Source organism: Bacteroides sp. BFG-637 (assembly GCF_024793605.1).
Classification (GTDB): Bacteria; Bacteroidota; Bacteroidia; order Bacteroidales; family Bacteroidaceae; genus Bacteroides; species Bacteroides vicugnae.
Genome location: NZ_JANUPD010000002.1, coordinates 1,253,956 through 1,277,494 on the forward strand (window position 1 = coordinate 1,253,956; position 23,539 = coordinate 1,277,494).

The window sequence follows — 23,539 nt, forward strand, 5'->3', positions numbered from 1 at the left end:
ATGGATGGAATCAAACATAGCCGGCAATTCGCAGAAATGGAACGCCTCGTGAGCGACTATTTCCACTGCCACCTTGCGCCCGTCATGTCGAAGACACAGGCTTACCTCACGAAGAAACAGGGCGAGGAAATGAGGGAGTATTCCACCTCTTTGGGCGGCATACTCAGCGCGATGGCGTCTGCGGCACAGCCGATGGGCGACCCGTACCAGGTACTCAAGGTCACGGGCGAATGGAACTCGAAGACAACGGAGGACTATATCGGAATGTGCAAGGCGGAGATTACCGGCTCCAAAGAGATACAGCAAGACCTCGCATACATGGCCGGGCAATGGCGCGATACTGTCGTGCAGGAAATCGGGCGCAAGCGTTACGATGAACTGTCGGAACAATTAGGCGGCGACCTTGCCTATGCCTATATGGACTACCGGGTGGAGGAACTGATGATCGACCGGCTGGTCAAGGAGCGTATGCCGAAATCGTCAGCCGACTACATCATCCGCAAAGCCGCAGAATCAAGCCTGCTTGGACTTTCGCAGACCTTCAACCGCTCGCCGCTTGCTGTGGAAATCGAGGCACGGGGCGAAGCCGCCTACCGTCCGAAAGGATGGGAAAAAGGCGCGGGTCGGGTACTGGGCGCAACGGCAGATACCGTGATGATGGGAGGCGTGGGTTCGTGGGCAACACTGGCGAAGTTTGTCGGGGCGGACGTGGCTATCTCGGCAGTCGCCTCACGCTTCGAGCCTGAAAAGCCTGATACGCTTTCTGTGGAAGAGTGTATAAGCAAAGGGGTGTTCGGCAGCGAACGGAACGTATTTACGGACTTCCGCAAGGAGGCTGCAACGGTACAGACGGGTGACAGTGCGCTCATCGTGGCCGCCAACGAGCGGTTGAAGAAGAAAATACCGGTGATGGATTTCAGTTTCCCGAAGTGGATGCAGACACCAAAGTTTACCCCTTTCCAAATGCCAGAAATACCCGGACACCCTGAAAAGAAGAATGAACGTGCCGAACGGTACAAGGATGTGCCGCTGGTCGTCGCTCCCGGACAGGAAGAAGCCTATTTGAAGCATTTGGAGAAATATAAGAATGCAACGGCTGTAACTGCCAAAAAGGAATCAACGCAGCCGGAGACGGAACAGAGGGAAAAAGTGGAGAAAGAGGAACGGCAGGTGGTTATTCCACGTGAGGAAGAAAAGCAAGAGAGAGAGGCTGTGCAGACCAACACGAACGGATGGAGCGGATTGCTCAGTACGTTGGGATTAGAGGGATTGGGCGATATCACGGGCAACCTCGGATATGTCATGGCCATGCTGCCCGACATCCTGTTGGGGGCTTTTACCGGCAAGACACAATCGTTGCGCCTGGGGACAACCTGCTGCCGATAGCGAGTATCGTGGCCGGTCTGTTCGTGCGTAACCCGTTGCTGAAGATGCTCCTTGTCGGTCTGGGCGGCGCGAACCTGCTGAACAAGGCTGGACACGAGGCTTTGGGGCGACCCATGCCGTCCGCTGCCGAACAGACGGAGAAACAGTACCGCCGTTATCCCGACGAGCCGCTCAATCCCCGTATCGTGAACCCGGTACTGCAAGGCAGCACGCTCATCGCCACGATAGACCGTGTTCCCTGTACTATCCAGCTCACGCCGACTGTCGGAGAGGCTTACCGTGCAGGGGCATTGCCGCTGAACACGCTGGCGAACGCCGTGCTTGCCAAAAGCGACCAGTTGCGCCATATCGCCTCGCAGAATTACGACGACGGACAGCGGGAGACGGTCGTGCGCACACGGGGCATCCAATAATTCCATGAACAATAAAAGCATGATGATATGAAAGAAAAGTCGCAAATCGAAAAGAAAGCCGAAGCAAGGCAGGCGGAGCTGCTGTCTGCCGCACTGGGCGGGGCATCGAACGCCGGCGGCCATTGGCTCAACGTATCGGGCAAGGGATTTCCCCGGCTCTATCCGCAGGGTGTCTCGGCCAGTCCGTTCAATGCCCTCTTTATGGCCTTGCATTCGGACAATAACGGATGCAAGACCAACCTGTTCACGCTTTACAGCGAGACCAAGGCACGGGGTGCTGCGGTACGGGAGCATGAGCAGGGCGTACCGTTCCTGTTCTATAACTGGAACAAGTATGTCAACCGGAACAACCCGAATGAAACCATCGACCGCACCGCCTATCTCCAGTTGGACGAAGGGCAGAAGGCACAGTTCAAGGGTGTCCACAACCGGGAGATACGCACTATCTTCAACATCGACCAGACGACGCTGCCCTACGTGGACAAGCCGGCTTACGAGGATGCGGTAAGACAGGACGGCGGTGTTCAGGAGAAAGGATATACCGAAGCGGACAACCGCAAGTTGCGCACCCGGTTCAACGATTTCCTGCTGAAAATGCGGGACAACCTCGTCCCCGTGCGTTCGGACGGCTGCGGATTACCCCATTACGAGACGGACAAGGATGCGGTCTATATGCCGCGTCAAAAGGACTTTGAGCATTACCACGACTATGTGCAGGAAACCTTGCGGCAGATTGTGAGTGCCACAGGACACCAACAGCGGCTTGCCCGTGAGGGCATGGTCATGAAGAACGGCGTGGCCCCGTCGGAGGATGCGGTAAAATATGAACGGCTGATTGTGGAACTGGCTTCGGGAATCAAGATGCTGGAACTGGGGCTGCCTGCGCGTCTGTCCGATGAAAGTCTGAAGACGGTGGATTACTGGTGTCGGGAGTTCAAGGAGAATCCTTGCATGATGGATGCACTCGAAAGCGACGTGAACAATGCGCTTGACGTTATCCGCAAGGCGGAACGGGGCGAGAAAATAGAGTACGCCACCCTGCGCAACAGGCGGCAGACCACGACCATGCAGGAGCAGATGCCCAAGCATTACTTCGTGGCGAACGAAATCCGCCAACACCCGGACAAGGCGGCGAAAAGTATTGTCCTCGTTATTGACCGGGAAGCGAAATCGGCGGATGTCATTTTGCCGGCTGGGGCTTCGACCGAAGTGAACAACGAGATTCCCGGCATGAACAAGGGGCGTATCGAACGTGCCTTGAATAAGGAGGGCATCGAACAGGTACGCTTCTATAATACCGACGGTGCGCTGGGCTACAGACCTGACGACAGCTATTTCAACGAGAAACTGGTGACATTGGCCAGGCTAAGGAACTACACATTGGAAAGGCTTTCCACACTGGACGTGTCGGATGCGGTCAGGCGGGCGAACGAGGTCGGGTTCGATGCCGTACAGATGATTCAGGATGACAAGAACCGATGGGCACTCTATATCAAGCCGGAGAACAAGGAGGGGTACAGTGTCTATCCCGACAAGGAGGATGTGAACCGCTTTTTCTCCACGCTCAAGCAGGCGATGGACAACATCGACAAGGTACGCATGGAGCTGGCGCACAAATATTATACACTGGCGGAAGTCAAGCCTGACCTGAAAGTGGATTTGTTCAGCAGCGAGACGCCGGAGATTGACCTGAACCGTATTCAGCGTGTGTCTGTCTTCAAGACCAGGCAGGACGGCATTCAGTGCGTGGCGACCATCGACGGGCAAAAATTGCAGCCCCGGAGCGTCACGCCGCAACAATGGCAACGGATGTGGGTGGCGGAAGACCGTGAAGGCTACAAGCGGCATCTGGCGGCCACGCTGTTTGCCGATGTGCTGCAAAAGGGGCAATCCGTCGGGGAACAGAAGCAGGAAGAACAGGTGCGGCAACAGAACGAGGCGGTGGCAAAGAACCGGCCGGAAGCGAAAAATGATGAAAATGTTTCCCCACAACGGCAGTTTTGGGACAAGGTCAAGGAAAAGTACCCCGATGCCTTGCACCTGATCCGTACCGGAGAGGTGTATCGGCTCTATGACGAGGACGCCGTAAAGAGTGCGAAAATACTGGGTATCGGACTGAATGAGTATGCGGGGAACCGGGAACGGGGCTTCACATCTTATGCGGAGTTCCCGATGAATCAGCTTGACAGCTACCTGCCGAAACTTGTCCGTGCCGGTGAGCGGGTTGCTATCAGTGACATGGAGGCGCAAGAGAAGCAGCAGGCCGAACAGGAAACGCACAGTGGTATTCACAGATAAGGAGGAAGATTATGGGCAAGAATCAGGAATATGCACAACAGTACGCGGAGTATGCGATGGAACAGATGCGCAGGTATGGCATTCCGGCTTCCGTCACATTGGCGCAAGGCATACTGGAAAGCAGCAACGGACAAAGCCGTCTGGCAAGAAACGAGAACAACCATTTCGGTATCAAGGCAACCCCCTCGTGGATTGCCGGGGGCGGCAGGTACGGAACCTATACGGACGACAAGCCGAATGAAAAGTTCTGCAGCTATGACAGCGTGGGTGATTCATACGAGCATCACTCCCGCTTTTTGAAGGAGAACAGCCGCTATGCCAGTTGCTTCAAGCTCTCCCCGGACGATTACAAGGGCTGGGCACAAAGTATTGAGAAAGCCGGTTACGCCACAGGAGGCAAGTATGCCGAGAACCTGCAAAGAATCATCGAACAGAACGGCTTGCAGCAGTATGACAGGCAGGTGATGCAGGAGATGGCGGCACAGGGCAGGCAGTTCGGGGTGGAACACAATCCGCTCCAAACATCCGAGGGTGCGGAACATGGAACGGGGTATTCGTTTCCGGTGGAACGGGAGGAATTTCTATTCGTCACCTCGCCGTTCGGAACACGGCAAGACCCGATGGACGGCACAAAGCAGCAGATGCACAAGGGGGTGGATATCCGTTGTAAAGGCGACGCGGTACTGGCTACGGAAAACGGCGGCAAGGTCGTGGCGGTAAACCAAAACAGGAACACGCCCGGCGGCAGGTCGCTGACGGTGGAATATGCCCGGACGGACGGCAGCAAGGTACAATGTACCTATATGCACCTCAAGGAGATTTCCGTCAAGGTCGGCGATACGGTACAGGCCGGCGGACGGCTCGGCACATCGGGCAATACGGGGACACGGACGACCGGGGAGCATCTGCATTTCGGTGTGAAGAATATCTATGCCGACGGAACGATGCGGGACATAGACCCTGCGGCGTATCTGGCTGAAATCGCACAGAAAGGACATATCAAGCTGCAAATGCTGCACAACGGTAATGACCTGCTCGCCAAATACAAGGTGGCGGAAGAGACCGTGCCTGAAAAGAACCTTTCGCCTGACGGATGGATGAAGAAGCTCCTTTCGTCGGAGGACAGCGGTGTGGGAATGTCGGGTTGCAACGACCCGATTGTGGAGATGGCGATGACCGCTTTCGCCTCCCTGATGCTGCTGGCCACACAGATTGACAACCGGAACGAAGAGGAACAGAAGGCGGCCATATCTGCTATGATGGATCTTCGTGCCATTGACCTGAAGCCGTTGTTGCCGAATATGAAGAACTGCGACCTGACTATCGGCGAGAACGGCAAGGCTGTCTTGAATGCGGACAATGGCGAACTGCGTGTCTCACGGGAGCTGACCGCTTCCGAGCTGAGCCGGTTGTCTGCCACGTTGAACAACGGCACACTCACGGAAGAGGCCAAGCGGATGCGTGTAACCGGTATGCTGAATACGGTTATCCTGTCGGAAGCGGCCTCTCAGAATTTCGAGCAAGGGATGTCCCGGCAACAGGGACAGACGGAAAACCTGCGAAGATAAAAGCATGGCGATATGATAAAATGCGTGATGATACAGCTATGCAAGTGTCTGGCGGGAGTTTCCATCCTTGCTTTGCACGTCCGGTTCTGCTACCTGCTGTTGGGGTGGATCGGGACGTTCGTTGTCGTGGGCGTGCAATTAGTCATCGCCGGATGGATTGTCTGGGCGATGATACGCGCACCTGACTGACTGTACCCTCCAACAGTTCAACATCAATCAACCCATGTATCACTTGTCGGATGATCCATGTATCATTAAAGACAGAAAAACAAATGATTAAATGTAATGTTACGGTATGCGGCGTTATCGGCCGCGATGCGTCGGTTCGCAAGAACAAAGAAGATAAAGAGTTTCTGGCATTTCCACTCCGGGTACAGATTCCGGCGACTGGTGGCCAGCACACTATCGAGGTGGATGTCCGCAGGGAGGGCAACCAGGAAGAAGCCGCCGGTTATCGGAACGGCTCCCGTGTGGAAGTGAGGGGTACGATGTATCTCAAACGTCGGGGCGACAAGCTCTATTTCAACCTGTTCGCCGATGAAATCTGCCATGCCGCTACGGATAATGCGGATTCCGTCAAGGGCGAACTGGTGTTTCGTGGCAAGACCGGCCAGAACATCGAAGAAAAAAGGGATAAGAAAGACCAGCCGTACACGGTATTCTCGGCGTTCAGCGCGGAGAAGGTCGATGACGGCTTCGAGTACCAGTGGGTGCGCTTCTTCTGTTTCGGCAAGGAGCGCGATGAGTGGCTGCAGCCGGGTGTAAAGGTGGATGCCAGAGGTGAAATGAACCTGTCGGCGCACAACGGGAAGGTCAACCTCTCCTGCAAGGTGGAGGAACTGGCGCAATATGTGGCGGATTCGTCTAACTATAATCAGTAAGGGTTATGGCCGGTTACAGAAAAAGAAATGCCGACGGGCCGAACAGCGAGGACAAGGCACTCGACCTGTTCGCCGAAATGATGATCGAGAAAATCGAGGGCATCCACAAGGACTGGAAAAAGCCTTGGTTTACGGAGGGTGCGTTGCAGTGGCCCCGCAACCTTCACGGGCGCGAGTACAACGGGATGAATGCCTTTATGTTGCTCCTTCACTGTGAGAAAGAGGGGTACAAGATTCCCCGTTTCTGTACGTTCGACTGTGTGCAGCGGCTCAACAAGCCCGGCAAGGATGGGGAGGAACTGCCCCGTGTCTCCGTGCTTCGTGGCGAGAAGTCCTTTCCGGTCATGCTCACCACGTTCACTTGCATCCATAAGGAAACCAGGGAGAAAATCAAGTATGACGATTACAAGAAGTTGTCCGATGAAGAAAAGAATCAGTACAATGTCTATCCGAAGATGCAGGTGTTCCGTGTCTTCAATGTCGCGCAGACCAATTTGCAGGAAGCGAGGCCGGAGCTATGGGAAAAGCTGGAGCGGGAAAACTCGCGTCCGGCCATTGAGAACGGCGAGCATTTCAGTTTCGCACCTGTCGATACGATGATACGGGACAATCTGTGGATTTGCCCGATTACACCGCAATATCAGGATAAAGCCTACTATTCAATCTCGAACAATGAAATCATCGTGCCGGAAAAGGAACAATTCAAATCGGGAGAGTCGTTCTATGGGACGCTGTTCCACGAAATGACACACTCGACCGGTGCGGAGGGTGTTCTCGACCGATTCAAGCCGACTGCCTTCGGTTCCCCGGAGTATGCCCGTGAGGAACTGGTGGCGGAATTGGGCAGCGCATTGGTCGCACAGCGTTATGGCATGACCAAGCATATCAAGGAGGACAGTTGCGCGTATCTCAAAAGTTGGCTTGATGAGCTGAAGGAATCGCCGCAGTTCATTAAGACGACGCTTCTGGATGTAAAGAAAGCGACTTCAATGATTACCCAAAGGGTGGATAAGATAGCGCAGGAGTTGGAACAGAATGTCGGTGAGAAGCAGGAGAATGGAGTGGCGGCAAAGGAGAAGATTTATTATTCCTCTGTCGTTTATCTCCAGTCCTCGGATGATACGAGGCAGCTTGACGAACTTAGGGACAAAGGTGATTATGAGGGGTTGCTTACGCTTGCCAAGGAGTATTATGACGGCAACGGTATCAACGAGAAATATACTTATCCGTCGGCTACGAACAACAAGGGTGACAGCCTTATTGTCGATGACGGGAATTTTGCTGTCGTGTACAACGGGAGTGTCGGGGGGAACCTACGAGGTGATGTTGAAATTCACGGAGCAGGAAATCCGAGACCATATCCGGCGTTACGGTGTCGATATTGCCGGAGAGACGATAAAAGAGGTTGCCAGGGAGATGGCGGTGGAACAGTTCTCCGCTTTGGCGCATCAAAAGATTCCGACCTTCGAGATGCCGAACGGCGACGTGCTGTATGTCGAATATAACAAGGAATCCGATACGCTTGATGTCGGGCAGCCCACCAATGCCGGGCTGGTCGCGCAGCATCGTTTCCCTTACGACCACAATATCGGGTTGGATGCTAACTTGCAAGCCGTGAACGAGAAGCTGAACGAACTGGAAGAGTATCGGGCAGAACTACAAGAGGCTGAATACGGTGGCGGTATGCGCCGGTAAGGAAAACAAGAAAAGATGCGGAACCGGTTGGCTCCGCATCTTTTCTTGTTTTCGTTTTTTTATTCTTTCAGTAAATCATCCATCATGGACTGCAAATTTGCCATGTCACAATATTGGTTATATCCTCCTCTGTAGTCTTTTGCGTGTTGGGCTGTCCGTATCAGAAACGAATCAAGTTCAACTCTTACGCCGCCGCCCATTCGGGCCAACGTGGAAGAGTGCCTGATGTAAACGAACTTGCCGTTGCGCTCGATGAAACATGAGGTATCATAATGTCCTTTTAAGTTGGATGCCACCTGTGCACCGACCGCCGTTGCATATTTGGAAATCTCACGTACCAATGCTGTCTGGAAACTGCGATACTCTTTTGAAACATAGCCTCCTGCATCTGCAAGGATAGCGTTCTGCCATTTGGTATAAAAATTCTGTGCCATATTGATATTTATTATTATTCGTTCCACAAATAACTTTTCCACTTCTCGCCGTCAATGGTCAGTTTGCCCATTTCCCAATCGTATTCCACTTCCGGTATATTGGTATAAGGGAAATTAACGGTATAGCCTATCTGTCCGTATGAGCAATGCAGAGGGGTAACACAAATCTCCCACCCGAAGTAAAGTTGTGGCGTGCAGTATTTTTGCCAGTTGAAACGACCTGCGGCAATATTGCCGCAAAGTCGTTTGAGTATGCCGGTTGTTGTCATTCCGCACCTCCTTTGCTTAGGATAGTAAGCTGTCCGGGACGGTCTGGAAACCAATAGGCATCACTGTCGATATATACGCATCTACCGCCATTCCACGGCTTTCTGAAAGCTAATACTTCTTTGGGGCCAAACACCACCCCATAGTCGTTTGTAAACGCCACCATATCGCCTACAGCCAAACCGCTGTCTGTTTCCATGACTTCGGACAACCGGCTGAAAAACTCCATGCCCTCGGCTTCACGCTCTTTCTTCCAGCGCAGAAATTCCTCTTTGTGGCTTCTCGATGAGCCAATGGGTGATAGCTCCGATGCCAAAACTTCAATCTCAGAAGAACCTGTTGCGACTAAAATAATACTGTCGCTATCCACTTTTTCGGGAGTTGAGATAATTCGACATTCTACATCGTTATCGGCAGTGTGCCGATAAAGGAGGTTGCCTTGCTTGATGAAATCGTACTTGTTCATTGTCTTTTGATTTAGTGATTTTTTTTATTTCCCTTTTCTTGAAGTCTTCTGACTTCGCCCAAAGAGGTTGTTTTCATGTGCGTTCCAAACGGGGGATACAAGAACGACGGACAAGGAACCTGCGATGAAATTTTATGAAATACCGTTATCTCCGATTACGGAAAGTTGTCGTCAAATTTTATTTCAGGTAGCGATAGCGGTACTTGAACCATGTTCGTCCACCGTACCTTTGCACACGAAAACAGATCTGCGGCGTATGTCGGGGCTGTGAAGGGATTATACCCTTAAAACAGGAATATACCGGCAGGGAAGCCGATGGCGGAAACTCGGCAGAGTATGTTATAAAAGTAATCGGGGAGCCTGTGCAAAAAGAGAGCAACCACCCGCTTTTGAGGCGGGTGATTGCCAATGTTTCGGACAATCATCAGAAGTGATAATCAACAACTCCTCCGATGTAGAGTATCGTTCCCGGTTCAAGCCTACAAACAAACTCCATAAACGCAAAGGACTGTTCGGCAAAAGACTGGCAGCCGTCGCCATCCAAATAGAAATGATAGGCGACATCCAACGGATTTTCTACTGCCTGTTTGAGATAATAGGTCGAACCCCATTCCAACATATTATCTACCGTAAGAGCATCCGCTCTCTTTTTGATATTGGCGACATACTCCTCTTTCCATTGCTCTATTCCACCATTATAGCGCATGGTGTCATCGGATATAAGCTCGAACATTCCGTTGGGTAAGGCATGATTGACCAAATTGGCAATATCCTCTTTACGGTTTTCCTCGTCTATTTCTGAACAATAGTCATAGAAGCTCCCGTCTCCTTGCTGGAGTGTGTCCTCATTCAGATAGTTTTCTTTGTCTATCGGCTCCGTTGAAATTTGAAAAATCCTGCTGTGCATAATTGTAAATTTTAGATTGTCAAACATTTTCTTGTTTCCCTTTTCTTGAAGCTCTTCGGCTTCTCGTCGGGGAATGATTTTTATGCAGGACTGACAGCGGAAAAAGGACGGATAAGGCAAGTAAACAGTGTACGGGATGGAACGGAATACCCAACCGCCGAGTGCAAGGGCAAAACCCGGCTCGACCGGCTTTGTTCTGCAACGAGACGGGGGCTAAAAGCCCATCTTCGATTTGCGGAAGGCTGCCGTGAAGAATATCCGGGAACCGTTAGCGAAAGCGGTACTTGACGACCGGACGCACGCTGTACCTTTGCATAGAAAACCTCTCCGAAGAGAATTGCTGACGTGAGATGAGAAAAAGCCATAATTGAGAAATGTTATTATTCATAAAGGGGAAGGACTATTCATAGTTGTTATAAATGTTTAGTTGGCATGAAAATACAATTCGCACTATAAAATAATCTTTTCTTGAAATAAAAATTAGGGAAAAAGAAACGAGATTAAAAAATAACCATTAACTTTGCACCAGTCAAGTTTCCAATCGAAGCGTCGAATGGAATTAAAAGGGAATCCCGGTGAAAATCCGGAGCTGTACTCGCAGCTGTAAGTCCTATTAAAGTTTATCGCACTCTTTGCCACTGGTGAAAGCTGGGAAGGCGCGATAAGCGGGATGAGCCAGAAGACCTGCTTGATGAGATATGATTTAGTGACCACGGGATAATTGGCATTAGATTAAAATGAACAGAGGCTCGTCCAAAGACACCTAATATTCTTTTTGATAACCGATTTCTCATTCGTTGCAAATCTATCGCAAGGAAAACGAATGTGTAATTAAACTTTTTTGTTTAACTTTTAATAATTGAGTTATGAAAAAGAATCTTAAATTCTTGGCAATGGCTGTTGTAGCAATGGCCGCCGCAGTGTTCACAGGATGTTCGTCCGATGATGACTTCCTTGCTCCGTATGAGGAGAGTGCGATTCAAACCCGCGCGATAAGTTCTACCAATGCGCTTATCAATTTTGATAACGTACCTTCCAGCGTAATGGCTTCTGACCAGTATGGAAACAATCTCTATTCTGCCACGGCCAACGGCAAGCAGGTAACGACCGGCTACATCACTCAAATCGGGCAAACCGGTACGTACATTCAGTTCCCGATTAACTATTTGGAACAAGAATGGGTAAGCGGACAGCCTTGGGAATATGAGTTTTGGAATGGTGGTTTTGCCATCTCTAATTTCCATAATCTGACACAGGGTGATTATGAGAATCAATGTAGCGTTTATGATAAGAATGGCGGTCATAGCGGTAAAAATTTTGCCGTTGCTTTCGGTTATAGCGATTCATACAATGATGCGGGAGCAACCTATGACAAGTGCGCCAAGATTTACTTGACCAATGCAACCGGATATAAAGTCGAAATTCCAAAGAAGCCAGTTAAGGGTACACCGAAATATGGCAAATTCAACAGTGTATGGGTCTGCAATACAACTTATACCTACTTGGTCATGAAGGATGGCAACTCGTTTACACAAGGCTCTTTGTCGGCACAAAAAGGATGGTTTAAGGTGGTATTTGTTGCGTTGGATGCGACGGGTAAACCTACAGGTAAGGAAGTAGAATACTATTTGGCAAACTTCGATTCCAGTAAGGATGCAGAATCAGGCTTGGCCAATCAAATCCGTACTGGTTGGAGCCAAGTGGACTTAAGCGGTTTAGGTGACAGCGTATGTACTGTAGCTATCAATTTTAAAGGAAGCGATTCAAGCGCATACGGATTGAACACTCCTGCTTACGTTGCCATAGACGATATTGATGTAACCGTAAACGAATAACATGAATTTGGGGCAAATGCTTTTTAACGACAAATGCTAAGTATTTGCCCCTTTTTATTATATCCCAATGGAGATTGAAATTAAATACTTTCTTCAAGGGAATTTCAGCGTTAAAATTATAAATATAATGAAGTATTTGCTTTTATTCTCCTTGACGATATTTCTATTTGCATGCAACAAAGACGAAGAAATATCGCAGGACGTGACCGTGCCTCCTGTCATTGAATTGGACAGCGAAGACGGAATCTATGTTGTAAAGATAGGAAAAGAGGTCGTTATTGAGCCGACCTATCAGAATGTCGATTACGCCGTTTATTCATGGAAATGCAACGGTCGTATCATTTCCGATGAGCCTCAATTGAAATACATTTTCAACGAATGCGGTTCGTATTACGTTACCCTGCGTGTGGATACGAGGGATGCCAGCACAGAGGAAGAAATTCGTGTGGATGTCAATGAATTGGCTCCGCCCGTCATTTCATTGGTAACCCCCTCTATAGGGCTTAAAGTTGTCGCAGGACGTGAATATATCCTTACTCCCGACATTCAAAATGCAGAAGGAGCTACTTATTTGTGGACTCTTAACGGGAACGAAGTCGGAACTGAAAATACTTATACATTCAAGCAAGATGAGTTGGGAACTTATGAACTGACTTTAACTGTAGCGAATGAAGACGGACAATCAGAGAAGACAGTTTCTATTGAGGTTGTCGATAAACTTCCAATTGAAATCGTAGTTCCGTCATCTTTATATTTCACCGAGGATAATACCAAATACGTAGAATTAGGACGTACTTTGTTTGTCCGCCCCTTTGTATCAATAAGTGCCGAGCCTTCTTATCAATGGATTTTGGACGGGCAACCGATTGAGGGAGCCAATTCCTTGGTTTACGGTTTCAAACCCTCTAAAACCGGAGAACACACGCTTACTTTTACCGTGAAATACGATAATCAAATAACAAAAGCAACCCTCACTCGTAATATTGCTGTTTCCGGTGTCGATGAAGTCAGTGTCAATATTCCGGTGAAATGTTGTGAAGCGGCCGGAAAAAGACCTTTTGCTGCCGGAAATTCCATTTACAGCAATAAAGTATATGAATTTGTTCCGGCTCCGGGACAATTCGTAAACGAAACGAATACAGCAGGTTTCAATGGGGAAAGCACGCACGAAGCAGCCTGTGCTTACGCACAAAAACGTCTTGATAATGAACAATATGTTTCTCTTGGAGGTTGGGGAGGATATATCGTAGTAGGATTCGACCACAGTATCGAAAACAAAGGCGGTTATGATTTTTCCATCAAAGGAAATGCCTTTGATTCGTCAAATGAACCGGGCATTGTATGGGTAATGCAAGATGTCAATGGAGACGGCTTGCCCAACGATGAATGGTATGAACTGAAGGGTTCTGAATATGGAAAACCCGAAACCATTCAGGACTATGCCGTAACTTATTTCCGTCCCGGTCCCAACATGGATACTCAATGGCAGGACAACAAGGGAAATAAAGGAGCGATTGACCGTCTCGGCAACTATCACCCGCAAGAGTTTTATTATCCTTTGTGGATTGAAGCGGATTCCTATACGTTATACGGCACATGCCTGAAAGCACGTACCGAACAAAGCCCGTCGACAGGCATGTGGTCCAATAATCCGTTCGGATGGGGATATGCCGATAATATTGGTGATGATATGCCCAATAAAGACAATCCTAACGCGGGAGCACTTGGAAACTATTTTAAGATTTCCGATGCAGTCAATATCGACGGTACACCTGCAAACCTTTCCCATATCGACTTTATCAAGGTGCAGACCGGAGTCAATGTAAAAGCCGGATGGTTAGGGGAAAATTCCACGGAAGTTTTCAAGTTCTGTGATGAAAACAACAATAACGACAAATAAAATTCATTATGAACAAAATATATCATTTCATCCTATTCTGTTTCGCTACGCTCTGCCTTGCTGCATGTAGTGATGACGACCCTGAAGTAAGCGGAATAGACGGCAAGGATCACTTCATCTCCGAGTTTGCTCTAACTGTAGATGGCATTACCTATCAAGCCATGATAGTCGGGGACAAGATTACAGTTGAGATACCTTATAATACCAGTCTGAAAGGGGCTACCGTAGAGTATGCCCTTTGCGAGGGAGCCTCTATTAACCCGAATCCATCAACCATAGAGGATTGGGAAAATGAATGGAAATTCGTAGTCACCTCCAGAATGCAGGAGAGCAAAGTATATTCCTATACTTATCAATATGCAGACATCGAACAGAGCGGCAGCGTGGTACTTGCCACGCAATCCGAGGTGGATAATTTTGCCAAGACAGGAATAAACAAAATCGAAGGCAGCCTGACCATCGGAACGGCAGACGGAGAAGAAATCACCAATCTGGACGGACTTGCCAACCTGAAACAAATCAGTAACTCTCTTGTTATCAATCCGTCTTACAAAGGAGCGGATTTGACGGGGTTGGATAATCTGGAACAACTCGGAAGTTTCAAATTAGGATCGACAACTTCTACCAGTAAAAACATAACGCTCAAAACGGTTAATCTGCCCTCTTTGCTTGGAGTGACCGGCGATTTTGTCGTTAACAGTTCTGTCATTGAAAAAATATCCATACCCAAAGTCGAGTTCATTGGTGAGGATATGTATATAACCTCCGATGCTTTGCTTGATTTGGATGCAAATGCCGTTGAATCTGTCGGAGCTTCCTTAATTGTCAAAGGTTCGGTAGCACAAAAAGAATCAGCGACAACCGAAGCCATTGTTTTCTCAGCGCTCAAACGGGTCGGGAATGAACTTACAGTCCAATATTTTCCCAAACTGCAAGGAATTTATCTACCGGCATTGGAAAGTGTGGCCGGTACTGCCTCATTCTCCGATATGTCCTCCATCGGAAGTCTTGCAATGACCGAATTACATTCGGTTGGAGGACTGACTATAAAAAATTGCAAAGAGATTTCCATTGTTGAACTTCCCGGTCTTATTTCCTGCGGAGAGACCAGTGTGGATGCGAATAAAGTCAATAAGTTTAATATATCTTCTTTGAAAGATGTACTCGGTGATATGACTTTAAGTAATCTGCTCATAGAAGAACTGGATTTGTCCCAGATAAATTTTAACGGGAATACACTTACCCTACAATGTAAGCAACTAAATAAAATCGTAGGTTCGGAAACATTTAACGGTAGCCTTCTTCTGCTTCCTAAAAATTGTCGATTGACCGAATTGACTCTTGAGGGAATCTCAAATATAGAGGGCGACTTCCAATGCAAAGATTATTTTTATGTAAAAGAATTTGTTATGCCATTTATTCGTGTGGCAGGAAATATGACTATTGCATTGAATTCGGGAAGTGTTGATACGGGTGCGGAAATTGAATTTCCTAAATTGCAGGAAATAGGAGGTACTTTAACATTAGAAAATAATACGAATGCAAATAATATTACCTTCCCGTCATTGAAAAAAATTCTCGGTTCATGTTCGGTTACGACTGATTTTCTTAAGAATGATATTGAGTTTACCAGTTTGGAAAGCATTGGGACGGATGGAGCAAATACACAAATTGAGTTTAAGATTGATGTTACTAATATTTTATGTCCCAAATTAAAAACGATAAACGGACTGTTTAATATTGTAACATCTACTGTTGTATGGGGTATGACGGCTGATGAGGTGTCTTATCCTACCGTTGAATCAATATCCGAAAATCTTTCAATAACATGCCCGTATTCTGATTTTGGTTCTAATGGTATTTTGTCCATTGATTTTTCAGGTCTCAAATCAGTAAAAGGGATTAGTATAAGCGGGCAAGGAGATGTTAGCGATTTCAGTTCTTTCAAATACCTGTTTGAAAACAATGTTCTAACAGGAGAATCTCAATGGTCTGTCAGAGAATGTGCTTATAACCCCACATACCAAGATATGAAAGACGGGAAGTACAAGCCTGCCGAATAGATAACCAAACAATAAGTTTTCTGCCAATCCTCGGTATGCTTACCGTAAGGTAAGACTACCGGGGATTAACTATAAAAATAACGGTATGACCTATCACCAATTGAAATATCTGCTATGGAGCGTAGTTGTCGGAGTGACACTATCCTTGACATCCTGCATGAAGTGGGACTACGGCGATGCCGTAGAAGACTTCAATGCCACGGGAGCCGGACTGTTCATCACCAACGAGGGCAACTTCCAGTACGGCAATGCTACCTTGTCCTATTACGACCCTGCGACCAAACAGGTACAGAACGAAATCTTCTTCCGTGCCAACGGCATGAAACTCGGCGACGTGGCGCAGTCGATGACCATCTACGACAACAAGGGCTGGGTCGTGGTGAACAACTCCCACGTGATTTTCGCCATCGACCTGAACACCTTCAAGGAGGTGGGACGCATCGAGAACCTGACCTCGCCGCGCTACATTCATTTCCTAAGCGACGAAAAAGCCTACGTCACCCAACTGTGGGACAACCGCATCTTCATCATCAACCCGAAGAAATATGAAATTACCGGCTACATTCAAGTGCCGGACATGACGATGGAAAGCGGCTCGACGGAGCAGATGGTGCAGTACGGCAAATACGTCTATTGCAACTGCTGGTCGTATCAGAACCGCATCATCAAAATCGACACCGAAACCGACCAAGTGGTCGATGAACTGAAGGTCGGCATACAACCGACATCGCTGGTCATGGACAAGTACAACAAGATGTGGACGGTGACCGACGGCGGTTACGAAGGCAGCCCCTACGGTTACGAAGCCCCGTCGCTCTACCGCATCGACGCCGAGACATTCACGGTGGAGAAGCAGTTCAAGTTCAAGTTGGGCGACTGGCCCTCGGAGGTACAGCTCAATGGCGACAGGGACAAACTCTACTGGATCAACAAGGCCATTTGGAGCATGGACGTGACAGCCAGCCATGTGCCGGTGCGTCCGTTCCTCGAATACAGCGGCACGATTTATTACGGACTGACGGTAAACCCCGCCAACGGGGAAGTATACATCGCCGATGCCATCGACTACCAGCAGCAGGGCATGATTTACCGCTACTCACCCGAAGGGAAATTGATAGATGAATTTTATGTCGGGATTATTCCCGGTGCATTCTGTTGGAAATAAGAAAGGAGGCAATATGAAAAGACTATATCTGTTATTCGCTTTGGCGGCATGTCTCCCCACGGCACTCTTTGCGCAGCAGACGGAAAGCAAAAAGCGGTCGACCTGGCATCTTACCATACCGGAAGTCACGGTCGTCGGCCATCGGCCGATGAAAGAAATCGGCGTGCAGAAGACGAAGTTCGATTCGCTCGCACTGAAAGAGAACATCGCCCTCTCGATGGCCGACATCTTGACGTTCAACTCGTCCGTATTCGTCAAGAGCTACGGACGCGCCACGCTCTCGACCGTCGCGTTCCGAGGAACGTCGCCTTCACACACGCAGGTGACATGGAACGGCATGCGCATCAACAACCCCATGCTCGGCATGACGGACTTCTCCACCATTCCGTCCTACTTCATAGACAACGCATCTCTGCTGCACGGTACTTCATCGGTGAACGAAACGGGCGGCGGACTGGGCGGTCTGGTTAAGCTCGGTACCACCCCCACCGTAGCCGAAGGCTTCAATGCTCAATATGTGCAGGGCATCGGCTCGTTCAAGACCTTCGACGAGTTCGCCCGCTTCACCTACGGAAGCGAGCGGTGGCACGTCTCCACCCGTGCGGTCTATTCTTCCTCGCCCAACGATTACAAGTACACCAATCACGACAAGAAGATAAACATCTACGACGAGGACAAGAACATCATCGGGCAGTACCACCCTAAAGAGCGCAACCGCTCCGGGGCGTTCAAGGACCTGCACCTGCTTCAAGAGATCTATTACAACACCCGCAAAGGCGACAAATTAGGCCTGAACGCATGGTATATCAACTCCAACCGGGAACTTCCGATGTTGACGACCGACTACGGAGATGCAACCGACTTCGAGAACCGCCAGCGGGAACAGACTTTCCGCAGTGTCCTTTCGTGGGATCATATCAAAAGCAACTGGAAACTCGGCGTGAAAGGCGGTTACATACACACATGGATGGCCTACGACTACAAGCGTGAGGTCGCACCTGATAACTGGGCGTCGATGACCCGTTCCCGTAGCAAGGTAAATACGTTCTACGGGCAGGCTGAAGGTGAATACAGTCCGACAAAACGTTGGTTTTTCACCGCTAACGTATCGGCTCACCAGCATTTGGTACGCAGTGAGGACAAGAATATCATCTTGCAGGACGGAGGCAAAGCCATCGTGGGCTATGACAAAGGACGCGTGGAACTTTCCGGCTCCGTATCTGCCAAGTGGCAACCGATAGACCGGCTTGGCATGTCGGTTGTGTTGCGAGAAGAAATGTACGGTTCCGAGTGGGCTCCGCTTATATCAGCTTTTTTTATTGACGGCATCATTTCTCCGAAAGGGAATGTGATGCTCAAAGCTTCTGTTTCACGCAATTACCGTTTCCCGACGCTGAATGACCTCTATTTCCTGCCCGGTGGCAATCCCAATCTGAGAAACGAGCATGGTTTCAGCTACGATGCAGGTGTAAGTTTCGAGGTCGGCAAAGAAAATGTCTATAAGTTGAGCGGCGGCGTGAACTGGTTCGATTCCTACATCGACGATTGGATTATCTGGCTGCCCACCACCAAAGGCTTCTTTTCGCCCCGCAACGTGAAGAAGGTACACGCCTACGGCATCGAGGTCAAGGCGAACCTGGCCGTGCAGCCGGCAAAGGATTGGCTCATTGACCTGAACGGTTCCTATTCGTGGACACCCTCTATCAACGAGGGCGAGAAAATGTCACCTGCTGACCAGTCGGTGGGCAAACAGTTACCCTACGTGCCGGAGCATTCCGCCTCGCTGACAGGACGGTTGTCGTGGCGGTCGTGGGCGTTCCTTTACAAGTGGGCGTTCTACTCGGAGCGTTTCACCATGTCGAGCAACGACTATACGCTGACAGGACACCTGCCCGAATATTTCATGAGCAACGTCTCCTTGGAGAAAAACCTCTTTTTCAAACCGGTGGACGTGCAGTTGAAATTCGCCGTCAACAACCTTTTCAATGAAGATTACCTCTCGGTACTCTCGCGCCCCATGCCCGGCATCAACTTCGAGCTGTTCATCGGTATCACCCCGAAGTTCGGGAAAAACAAGAAAAAGTCCGTAAACACAAATTTGTAACGATATGAAAGCATTGAAAAATCTGAGCCTGATATTGCTGCTTGTACTGACATTCACAGGCTGCCATGATAAGAGTTCCAAACTTGCCGATTTCAACCGAGCGGTCTATACACCCGAATACGCTTCGGGGTTTGACATAAAAGGTGCAGACGGCAAAAAGAGCGTATTGGTTACCGTCACGAACCCTTGGCAGGGAGCTGACAGCATTACCACATACCTGTTCATCGCCCGTGACGGAGAAAGCGTACCCGAAGATTTCACCGGTCAGGTGCTCGGAAAAGATGCCGAGCGCATCATCTGCATGTCCTCTACCCATATCGCCATGCTCGACGCAATCGGTGAAACGGGACGCGTAGTCGGCGTGTCAGGCATCGACTACATCTCCAATCCCGACATTCAGGCACGGCGGGACAGCGTTGGAGATGTAGGCTACGAAGGGAATATCAACTACGAATTGCTGCTCTCGCTCGACCCTGACCTCGTGCTGCTCTACGGCGTGAACGGGGCAAGCTCGATGGAGGGCAAGCTCAAAGAACTGGATATTCCGTTCATGTACGTCGGCGATTACCTCGAAGAATCGCCGCTGGGCAAAGCCGAATGGCTGTTGGCACTTTCGGAGATCATCGGAAAACGGGCGGAGGGCGAAAAAGTATTCGCGGAAATCCCCGTCAGATACAATGTCCTGAGAAAGAAAGTAGCGGACAATGTTCTCGATGCCCCGTCGGTGATGCTCAACACCCCTTACGGCGACAGCTGGTTCATGCCCTCGACCGAAAGCTATGTCGCCCGAATGGTCAAAGATGCCGGAGGCGATTACATCTACAAAAAGAACACGGGCAATGCCTCGGTGCCCATAGACCTGGAGGAAGCCTACCTGCTGGCCTCGCAAGCCGATATGTGGCTGCATGTGGGTATGGCGAACACGCTCGACGAGCTGCGAGCCGCCTGCCCGAAGTTCATCGACACCCGCTGTTTCCGTGGTGGACAGGTCTATAACAACAACGCCCGCACCAATGCTGCTGGCGGCAACGACTACTATGAGTCTGCAGTCGTAAATCCCGACCTCGTGCTGCGAGACCTCGTGAAGATATTCCACCCCGAACTGGTCGAGGAAGATTTCGTCTATTACAAGCAACTGAAATAGATGCGCTCCCGTTCCGTCCTATTGTTTACCGCACTGGCTGCCCTCACCCTTTTCCTGTTTTTGCTGGATTTGGCGGTGGGGGCTGTCGCCGTACCGCTCGGTGATGTTTGGGCGGCCCTGACGGGCGGCGATTGTCCGCGAGCGACGGCGAAAATCATACTGAATATCCGACTGATTAAGGCGGTGGTCGCGTTGCTGGCCGGAGCCGCCCTGTCGGTCAGCGGACTCCAGATGCAAACCCTCTTCCGCAATCCGCTTGCCGGCCCCTACGTGCTCGGCATCAGTTCGGGCGCGAGCCTCGGCGTGGCACTCGTCGTACTCGCCGGTGTCGGCTCGTCGATAGGCATCGCTGGGGCGGCATGGCTCGGAGCGGCAATCGTGCTGGTCGTCATCGCCGCCGTCGGACACCGCATCAAGGATATCATGGTAATTCTGATTCTCGGCATGATGTTCTCGTCGGGAATCGGTGCGATTGTCCAAATATTGCAGTATGTTGCCAACGATGAATCCTTGAAAATGTTCGTCGTCTGGACGATGGGGTCGCTCGGCGATGTGACCTTCAACCAGCTTGCAGTGCTTATCCCGTCGATTGCCACCGGACTGTTGTTGGCGGTGGTGACGATCAAGCCGCTCAACCTGTTGCTGTTCGGCGAGGAGTATGCCGTGACGATGGGGCTGAACGTTCGTCGCTCACGCGGACTGCTGTTCCTCTCCACGACGTTGCTGGCCGGCACTGTGACCGCCTTTTGCGGTCCGATAGGTTTCATCGGGCTGGCCATGCCCCACGTCACGCGGATGCTGTTCCGCAACAGTGACCATCGGGTGCTCGTGCCGGGAACCGTTCTTTCGGGTGCTTCCGTGCTGCTGCTTTGCGACCTTGTTTCCAAACTGTTCACCCTGCCGATCAACGCCATCACCGCATTGCTGGGAATCCCCATTGTGGTGTGGGTGGTCTTGCGCAACAAATCCGTTACAGCATGATAGAGTTACACGATTTTTCCATAGGCTACGGCGAGCGAACTTTGCTCTGCGAGGTGGAAGCCACCATAGAAAAAGGCAAACTGACAGCCCTTATCGGGCGCAACGGCACGGGCAAATCGACGCTGCTCCGCGCCATCGCCGGACTGAACCGCCGTTATGCCGGTCGAATCCTGCTCGACGGGCATAACGCCGCCGATATGCGGGTTGCAGAGAGGGCAAGAACACTGGCATTCGTCACGACCGAGCGCACACGCATCGCCAACCTCAAATGCGAGGACGTCGTGGCTATCGGCCGCGCACCCTATACCAATTGGATAGGAAGGATGCAGAAGGCCGACACGGAGATCGTTATGCGGTCGCTCGCCTCGGTAGGCATGGAGGACTATGCGGAACGCACGATGGACAGGATGTCGGACGGCGAGTGCCAGCGCATCATGATTGCACGGGCATTGGCGCAGGATACGCCGATTATCCTACTTGACGAACCCACCTCGTTTCTCGATATGCCCAACCGCTACGAATTGTGTACGCTACTGGCACGGCTGGCGCATGAAGAAAACAAGTGCATCCTTTTTTCCACTCACGAACTGGATATTGCCCTGTCGCTCACCGATGCGATAGCCCTTATCGACCCGCCCTGCCTGTCGTGCCTGCCGACCGAAGAGATGCGCCGGAGCGGTTGCATCGAACGGCTGTTCCGTAATAATTCCGTGACGTTCGATACCGCGACAGGTATGGTAAAAGCCCGATAAATAATGATCCGCATATGAAAACGCAGCAGGAACTTTGCGATATACTCGGTTTCATCGCCGAATATGCGACCTATCAACTCGGTTCGGGTGTGCACACCTCTCGGGTAATACGCAATGCGCAACGGATCGGCGAGGCGCTGGGTGTGGACGTTCAGTTATCGAGTTTCCAAAAGAGTACGATACTGACGGTGCTCGACACCGTAAGCGGCGAGTCCGCAACCCGTGTTGTGGCAATCCCGTCGCTCCCCATCAGTTTCGAGCGTAACTCCGATCTGAGTGCCCTGAGCTGGGACGCATTGGACGAGGGCCTCTCGCTCGACGAGATCCGCAGCCGTTACCGGACGCTGGTTGACAAACCGCGCATGGACCCAATCTTCACGCTCGTGGTCGTCGGGCTGGCCAACGCCTCATTCTGCAAGCTCTTCGGCGGCGACTGGACGGCCGTGGGCATCGTCTTCACGGCGACACTCGTGGGCTTCGCCGTCAAACAGCGCATGCAGGCCCACGCTGTCAATCACTTCCTCGTCTTCGCCTGCTCGGCTTTCGTCGCCTCGCTCTGCGCCACGGCAGCCTTGCGGTTCGACTGCACGGCCGAGATAGCGCTGGCAACAAGTCCGCTCTTCCTCGTGCCGGGCGTGCCGCTCATCAACGGGGTCATCGACATCATGGAAGGACACGTCCTCATGGGGGGCAGCCGGCTGGTTAACGCTCTGCTGCAGATTGTCTGCATCGCCGTCGGTTTGTCGGCCACTTTGTTAATGGTTAAAGATTCGCTGCTATGATCGTGACGGATATTCTGCTCGACGGCCTCTTCGCCGCTGTCGCCGCCATCGGATTCGGGGCCATCTCCGACCCGCCGATGCGGGCCTTTCCACGCATCGCCCTGCTTGCCGCCATAGGCCACGCCTTGCGTTTCACGCTGATACACTGTGCCGCACTGGATATCGCCACCGCATCGCTTTTCGCGGCCTTTGCAATCGGCATGGGCAGCCTGTGGCTCGGCCGCGGCGTCCGCTGCCCGATGACCTGCCTCTACATTCCGGCTCTGCTGCCGATGGTGCCGGGCATCTACGCCTACAAGACGGTCTTCTCGCTCATCATGTTCCTCCAGTCGCTCGATCGGGCCGACGAGGGTATGCGCTACATGCAACAGTTCTTTCTCAATGCCACCGTATCGCTGAGTGTCATTGCGCTGCTTGCCGCCGGTGCCACGCTGCCGATATTCATCTTCAAACGCCGGGCTTTCTCGATGACCCGACGCACACGAAAAAATAGTTAGG

Annotated in this window: 19 protein-coding genes, 2 pseudogenes and 1 riboswitch; of the genes and pseudogenes, 17 read left to right on the forward strand and 4 right to left on the reverse strand. The window is 50.8% G+C overall.

What is annotated here, in order from left to right; genetic code table 11:
* The 6 genes and pseudogenes from NXX38_RS05365 to NXX38_RS05390 all read left to right on the forward strand — a co-directional run bounded on the left by NXX38_RS05365 (position 1) and on the right by NXX38_RS05390 (position 8,241).
* Positions 1-1,799: pseudogene (locus tag NXX38_RS05365) on the forward strand (hypothetical protein).
* 27 nt (positions 1,800-1,826) lie between these two features.
* Positions 1,827-4,097 (forward strand): zincin-like metallopeptidase domain-containing protein, encoded by a 2,271-nt coding sequence (locus NXX38_RS05370; protein WP_008782472.1) that lies wholly within the window; start codon positions 1,827-1,829, stop codon positions 4,095-4,097.
* A gap of 11 nt (positions 4,098-4,108) precedes the next feature.
* The gene (locus NXX38_RS05375; RefSeq protein WP_008782471.1) at positions 4,109-5,665 is read left to right on the forward strand and encodes a glucosaminidase domain-containing protein; all 1,557 of its coding nucleotides are present in this window, start codon (positions 4,109-4,111) and stop codon (positions 5,663-5,665) included.
* 12 nt (positions 5,666-5,677) lie between these two features.
* Positions 5,678-5,854 carry a hypothetical protein gene (locus NXX38_RS05380; RefSeq protein WP_016278614.1) on the forward strand — a complete coding sequence of 59 codons (177 nt, stop codon included), beginning with the start codon at positions 5,678-5,680 and terminating at the stop codon, positions 5,852-5,854.
* Positions 5,855-5,937: 83 nt separating this feature from the next.
* A complete protein-coding gene (locus NXX38_RS05385; RefSeq protein WP_016278615.1) occupies positions 5,938-6,546 on the forward strand; it encodes a hypothetical protein in 609 nt (202 codons plus the stop codon).
* A 5-nt stretch (positions 6,547-6,551) separates the two neighbouring features.
* Positions 6,552-8,241 (forward strand): annotated as a pseudogene (locus NXX38_RS05390) (zincin-like metallopeptidase domain-containing protein).
* Positions 8,242-8,300: 59 nt separating this feature from the next.
* Here the strand turns inward: NXX38_RS05390 and NXX38_RS05395 are convergent.
* The 4 genes from NXX38_RS05395 to NXX38_RS05410 all read right to left on the reverse strand — a co-directional run bounded on the left by NXX38_RS05395 (position 8,301) and on the right by NXX38_RS05410 (position 10,315).
* Positions 8,301-8,675: a hypothetical protein gene (locus NXX38_RS05395; RefSeq protein ID WP_008782468.1), complete on the reverse strand. Its 375-nt coding sequence runs from the start codon at positions 8,673-8,675 to the stop codon at positions 8,301-8,303.
* Between the two features lie 14 nt (positions 8,676-8,689).
* Positions 8,690-8,944: a hypothetical protein gene (locus NXX38_RS05400; RefSeq protein ID WP_008782467.1), complete on the reverse strand. Its 255-nt coding sequence runs from the start codon at positions 8,942-8,944 to the stop codon at positions 8,690-8,692.
* On the reverse strand, positions 8,941-9,408 hold the full coding sequence (locus tag NXX38_RS05405) for a hypothetical protein (protein WP_008782466.1): 468 nt from the start codon (positions 9,406-9,408) through the stop codon (positions 8,941-8,943). The genes NXX38_RS05400 and NXX38_RS05405 overlap by 4 nt, the downstream gene beginning before the upstream one ends.
* A gap of 424 nt (positions 9,409-9,832) precedes the next feature.
* Positions 9,833-10,315, reverse strand: a complete 483-nt coding sequence (locus NXX38_RS05410; RefSeq protein ID WP_016278616.1) for a hypothetical protein — start codon at positions 10,313-10,315, stop codon at positions 9,833-9,835.
* Between the two features lie 45 nt (positions 10,316-10,360).
* Between NXX38_RS05410 and NXX38_RS05415 the strand changes: the two genes are divergently transcribed.
* The 11 genes from NXX38_RS05415 to NXX38_RS05465 all read left to right on the forward strand — a co-directional run bounded on the left by NXX38_RS05415 (position 10,361) and on the right by NXX38_RS05465 (position 23,538).
* Entirely contained in the window at positions 10,361-10,603 is a 243-nt protein-coding gene (locus NXX38_RS05415; protein ID WP_229096044.1) for a hypothetical protein, read from the forward strand.
* Between the two features lie 226 nt (positions 10,604-10,829).
* Positions 10,830-11,022: riboswitch (cobalamin riboswitch) on the forward strand.
* Between the two features lie 159 nt (positions 11,023-11,181).
* Positions 11,182-12,150 (forward strand): DUF4465 domain-containing protein, encoded by a 969-nt coding sequence (locus NXX38_RS05420; protein WP_008782464.1) that lies wholly within the window; start codon positions 11,182-11,184, stop codon positions 12,148-12,150.
* Positions 12,151-12,217: 67 nt separating this feature from the next.
* Positions 12,218-14,050, forward strand: a complete 1,833-nt coding sequence (locus tag NXX38_RS05425; RefSeq protein ID WP_258978748.1) for a PKD-like domain-containing protein — start codon at positions 12,218-12,220, stop codon at positions 14,048-14,050.
* An 8-nt stretch (positions 14,051-14,058) separates the two neighbouring features.
* Positions 14,059-16,113 (forward strand): DUF4971 domain-containing protein, encoded by a 2,055-nt coding sequence (locus tag NXX38_RS05430; RefSeq protein WP_016278620.1) that lies wholly within the window; start codon positions 14,059-14,061, stop codon positions 16,111-16,113.
* Between the two features lie 85 nt (positions 16,114-16,198).
* Positions 16,199-17,278 (forward strand): glutaminyl-peptide cyclotransferase, encoded by a 1,080-nt coding sequence (locus tag NXX38_RS05435; RefSeq protein ID WP_004320571.1) that lies wholly within the window; start codon positions 16,199-16,201, stop codon positions 17,276-17,278.
* A gap of 13 nt (positions 17,279-17,291) precedes the next feature.
* Positions 17,292-19,382: a TonB-dependent receptor gene (locus tag NXX38_RS05440; protein ID WP_258978749.1), complete on the forward strand. Its 2,091-nt coding sequence runs from the start codon at positions 17,292-17,294 to the stop codon at positions 19,380-19,382.
* Between the two features lie 4 nt (positions 19,383-19,386).
* A complete protein-coding gene (locus NXX38_RS05445) occupies positions 19,387-20,526 on the forward strand; it encodes an ABC transporter substrate-binding protein (RefSeq protein WP_008782460.1) in 1,140 nt (379 codons plus the stop codon).
* The gene (locus NXX38_RS05450) at positions 20,527-21,507 is read left to right on the forward strand and encodes an iron ABC transporter permease (protein WP_008782459.1); all 981 of its coding nucleotides are present in this window, start codon (positions 20,527-20,529) and stop codon (positions 21,505-21,507) included.
* Positions 21,504-22,259, forward strand: coding sequence for an ABC transporter ATP-binding protein (locus tag NXX38_RS05455; protein WP_008782458.1), 756 nt, complete (start codon positions 21,504-21,506; stop codon positions 22,257-22,259). Before NXX38_RS05450 ends, NXX38_RS05455 begins: the two co-directional genes overlap by 4 nt.
* A gap of 14 nt (positions 22,260-22,273) precedes the next feature.
* Positions 22,274-23,041 (forward strand): threonine/serine exporter family protein, encoded by a 768-nt coding sequence (locus tag NXX38_RS05460; RefSeq protein ID WP_016278623.1) that lies wholly within the window; start codon positions 22,274-22,276, stop codon positions 23,039-23,041.
* Positions 23,038-23,538 (forward strand): threonine/serine exporter family protein, encoded by a 501-nt coding sequence (locus tag NXX38_RS05465; RefSeq protein ID WP_008782454.1) that lies wholly within the window; start codon positions 23,038-23,040, stop codon positions 23,536-23,538. Before NXX38_RS05460 ends, NXX38_RS05465 begins: the two co-directional genes overlap by 4 nt.
* Position 23,539: the final 1 nt, after the last annotated feature.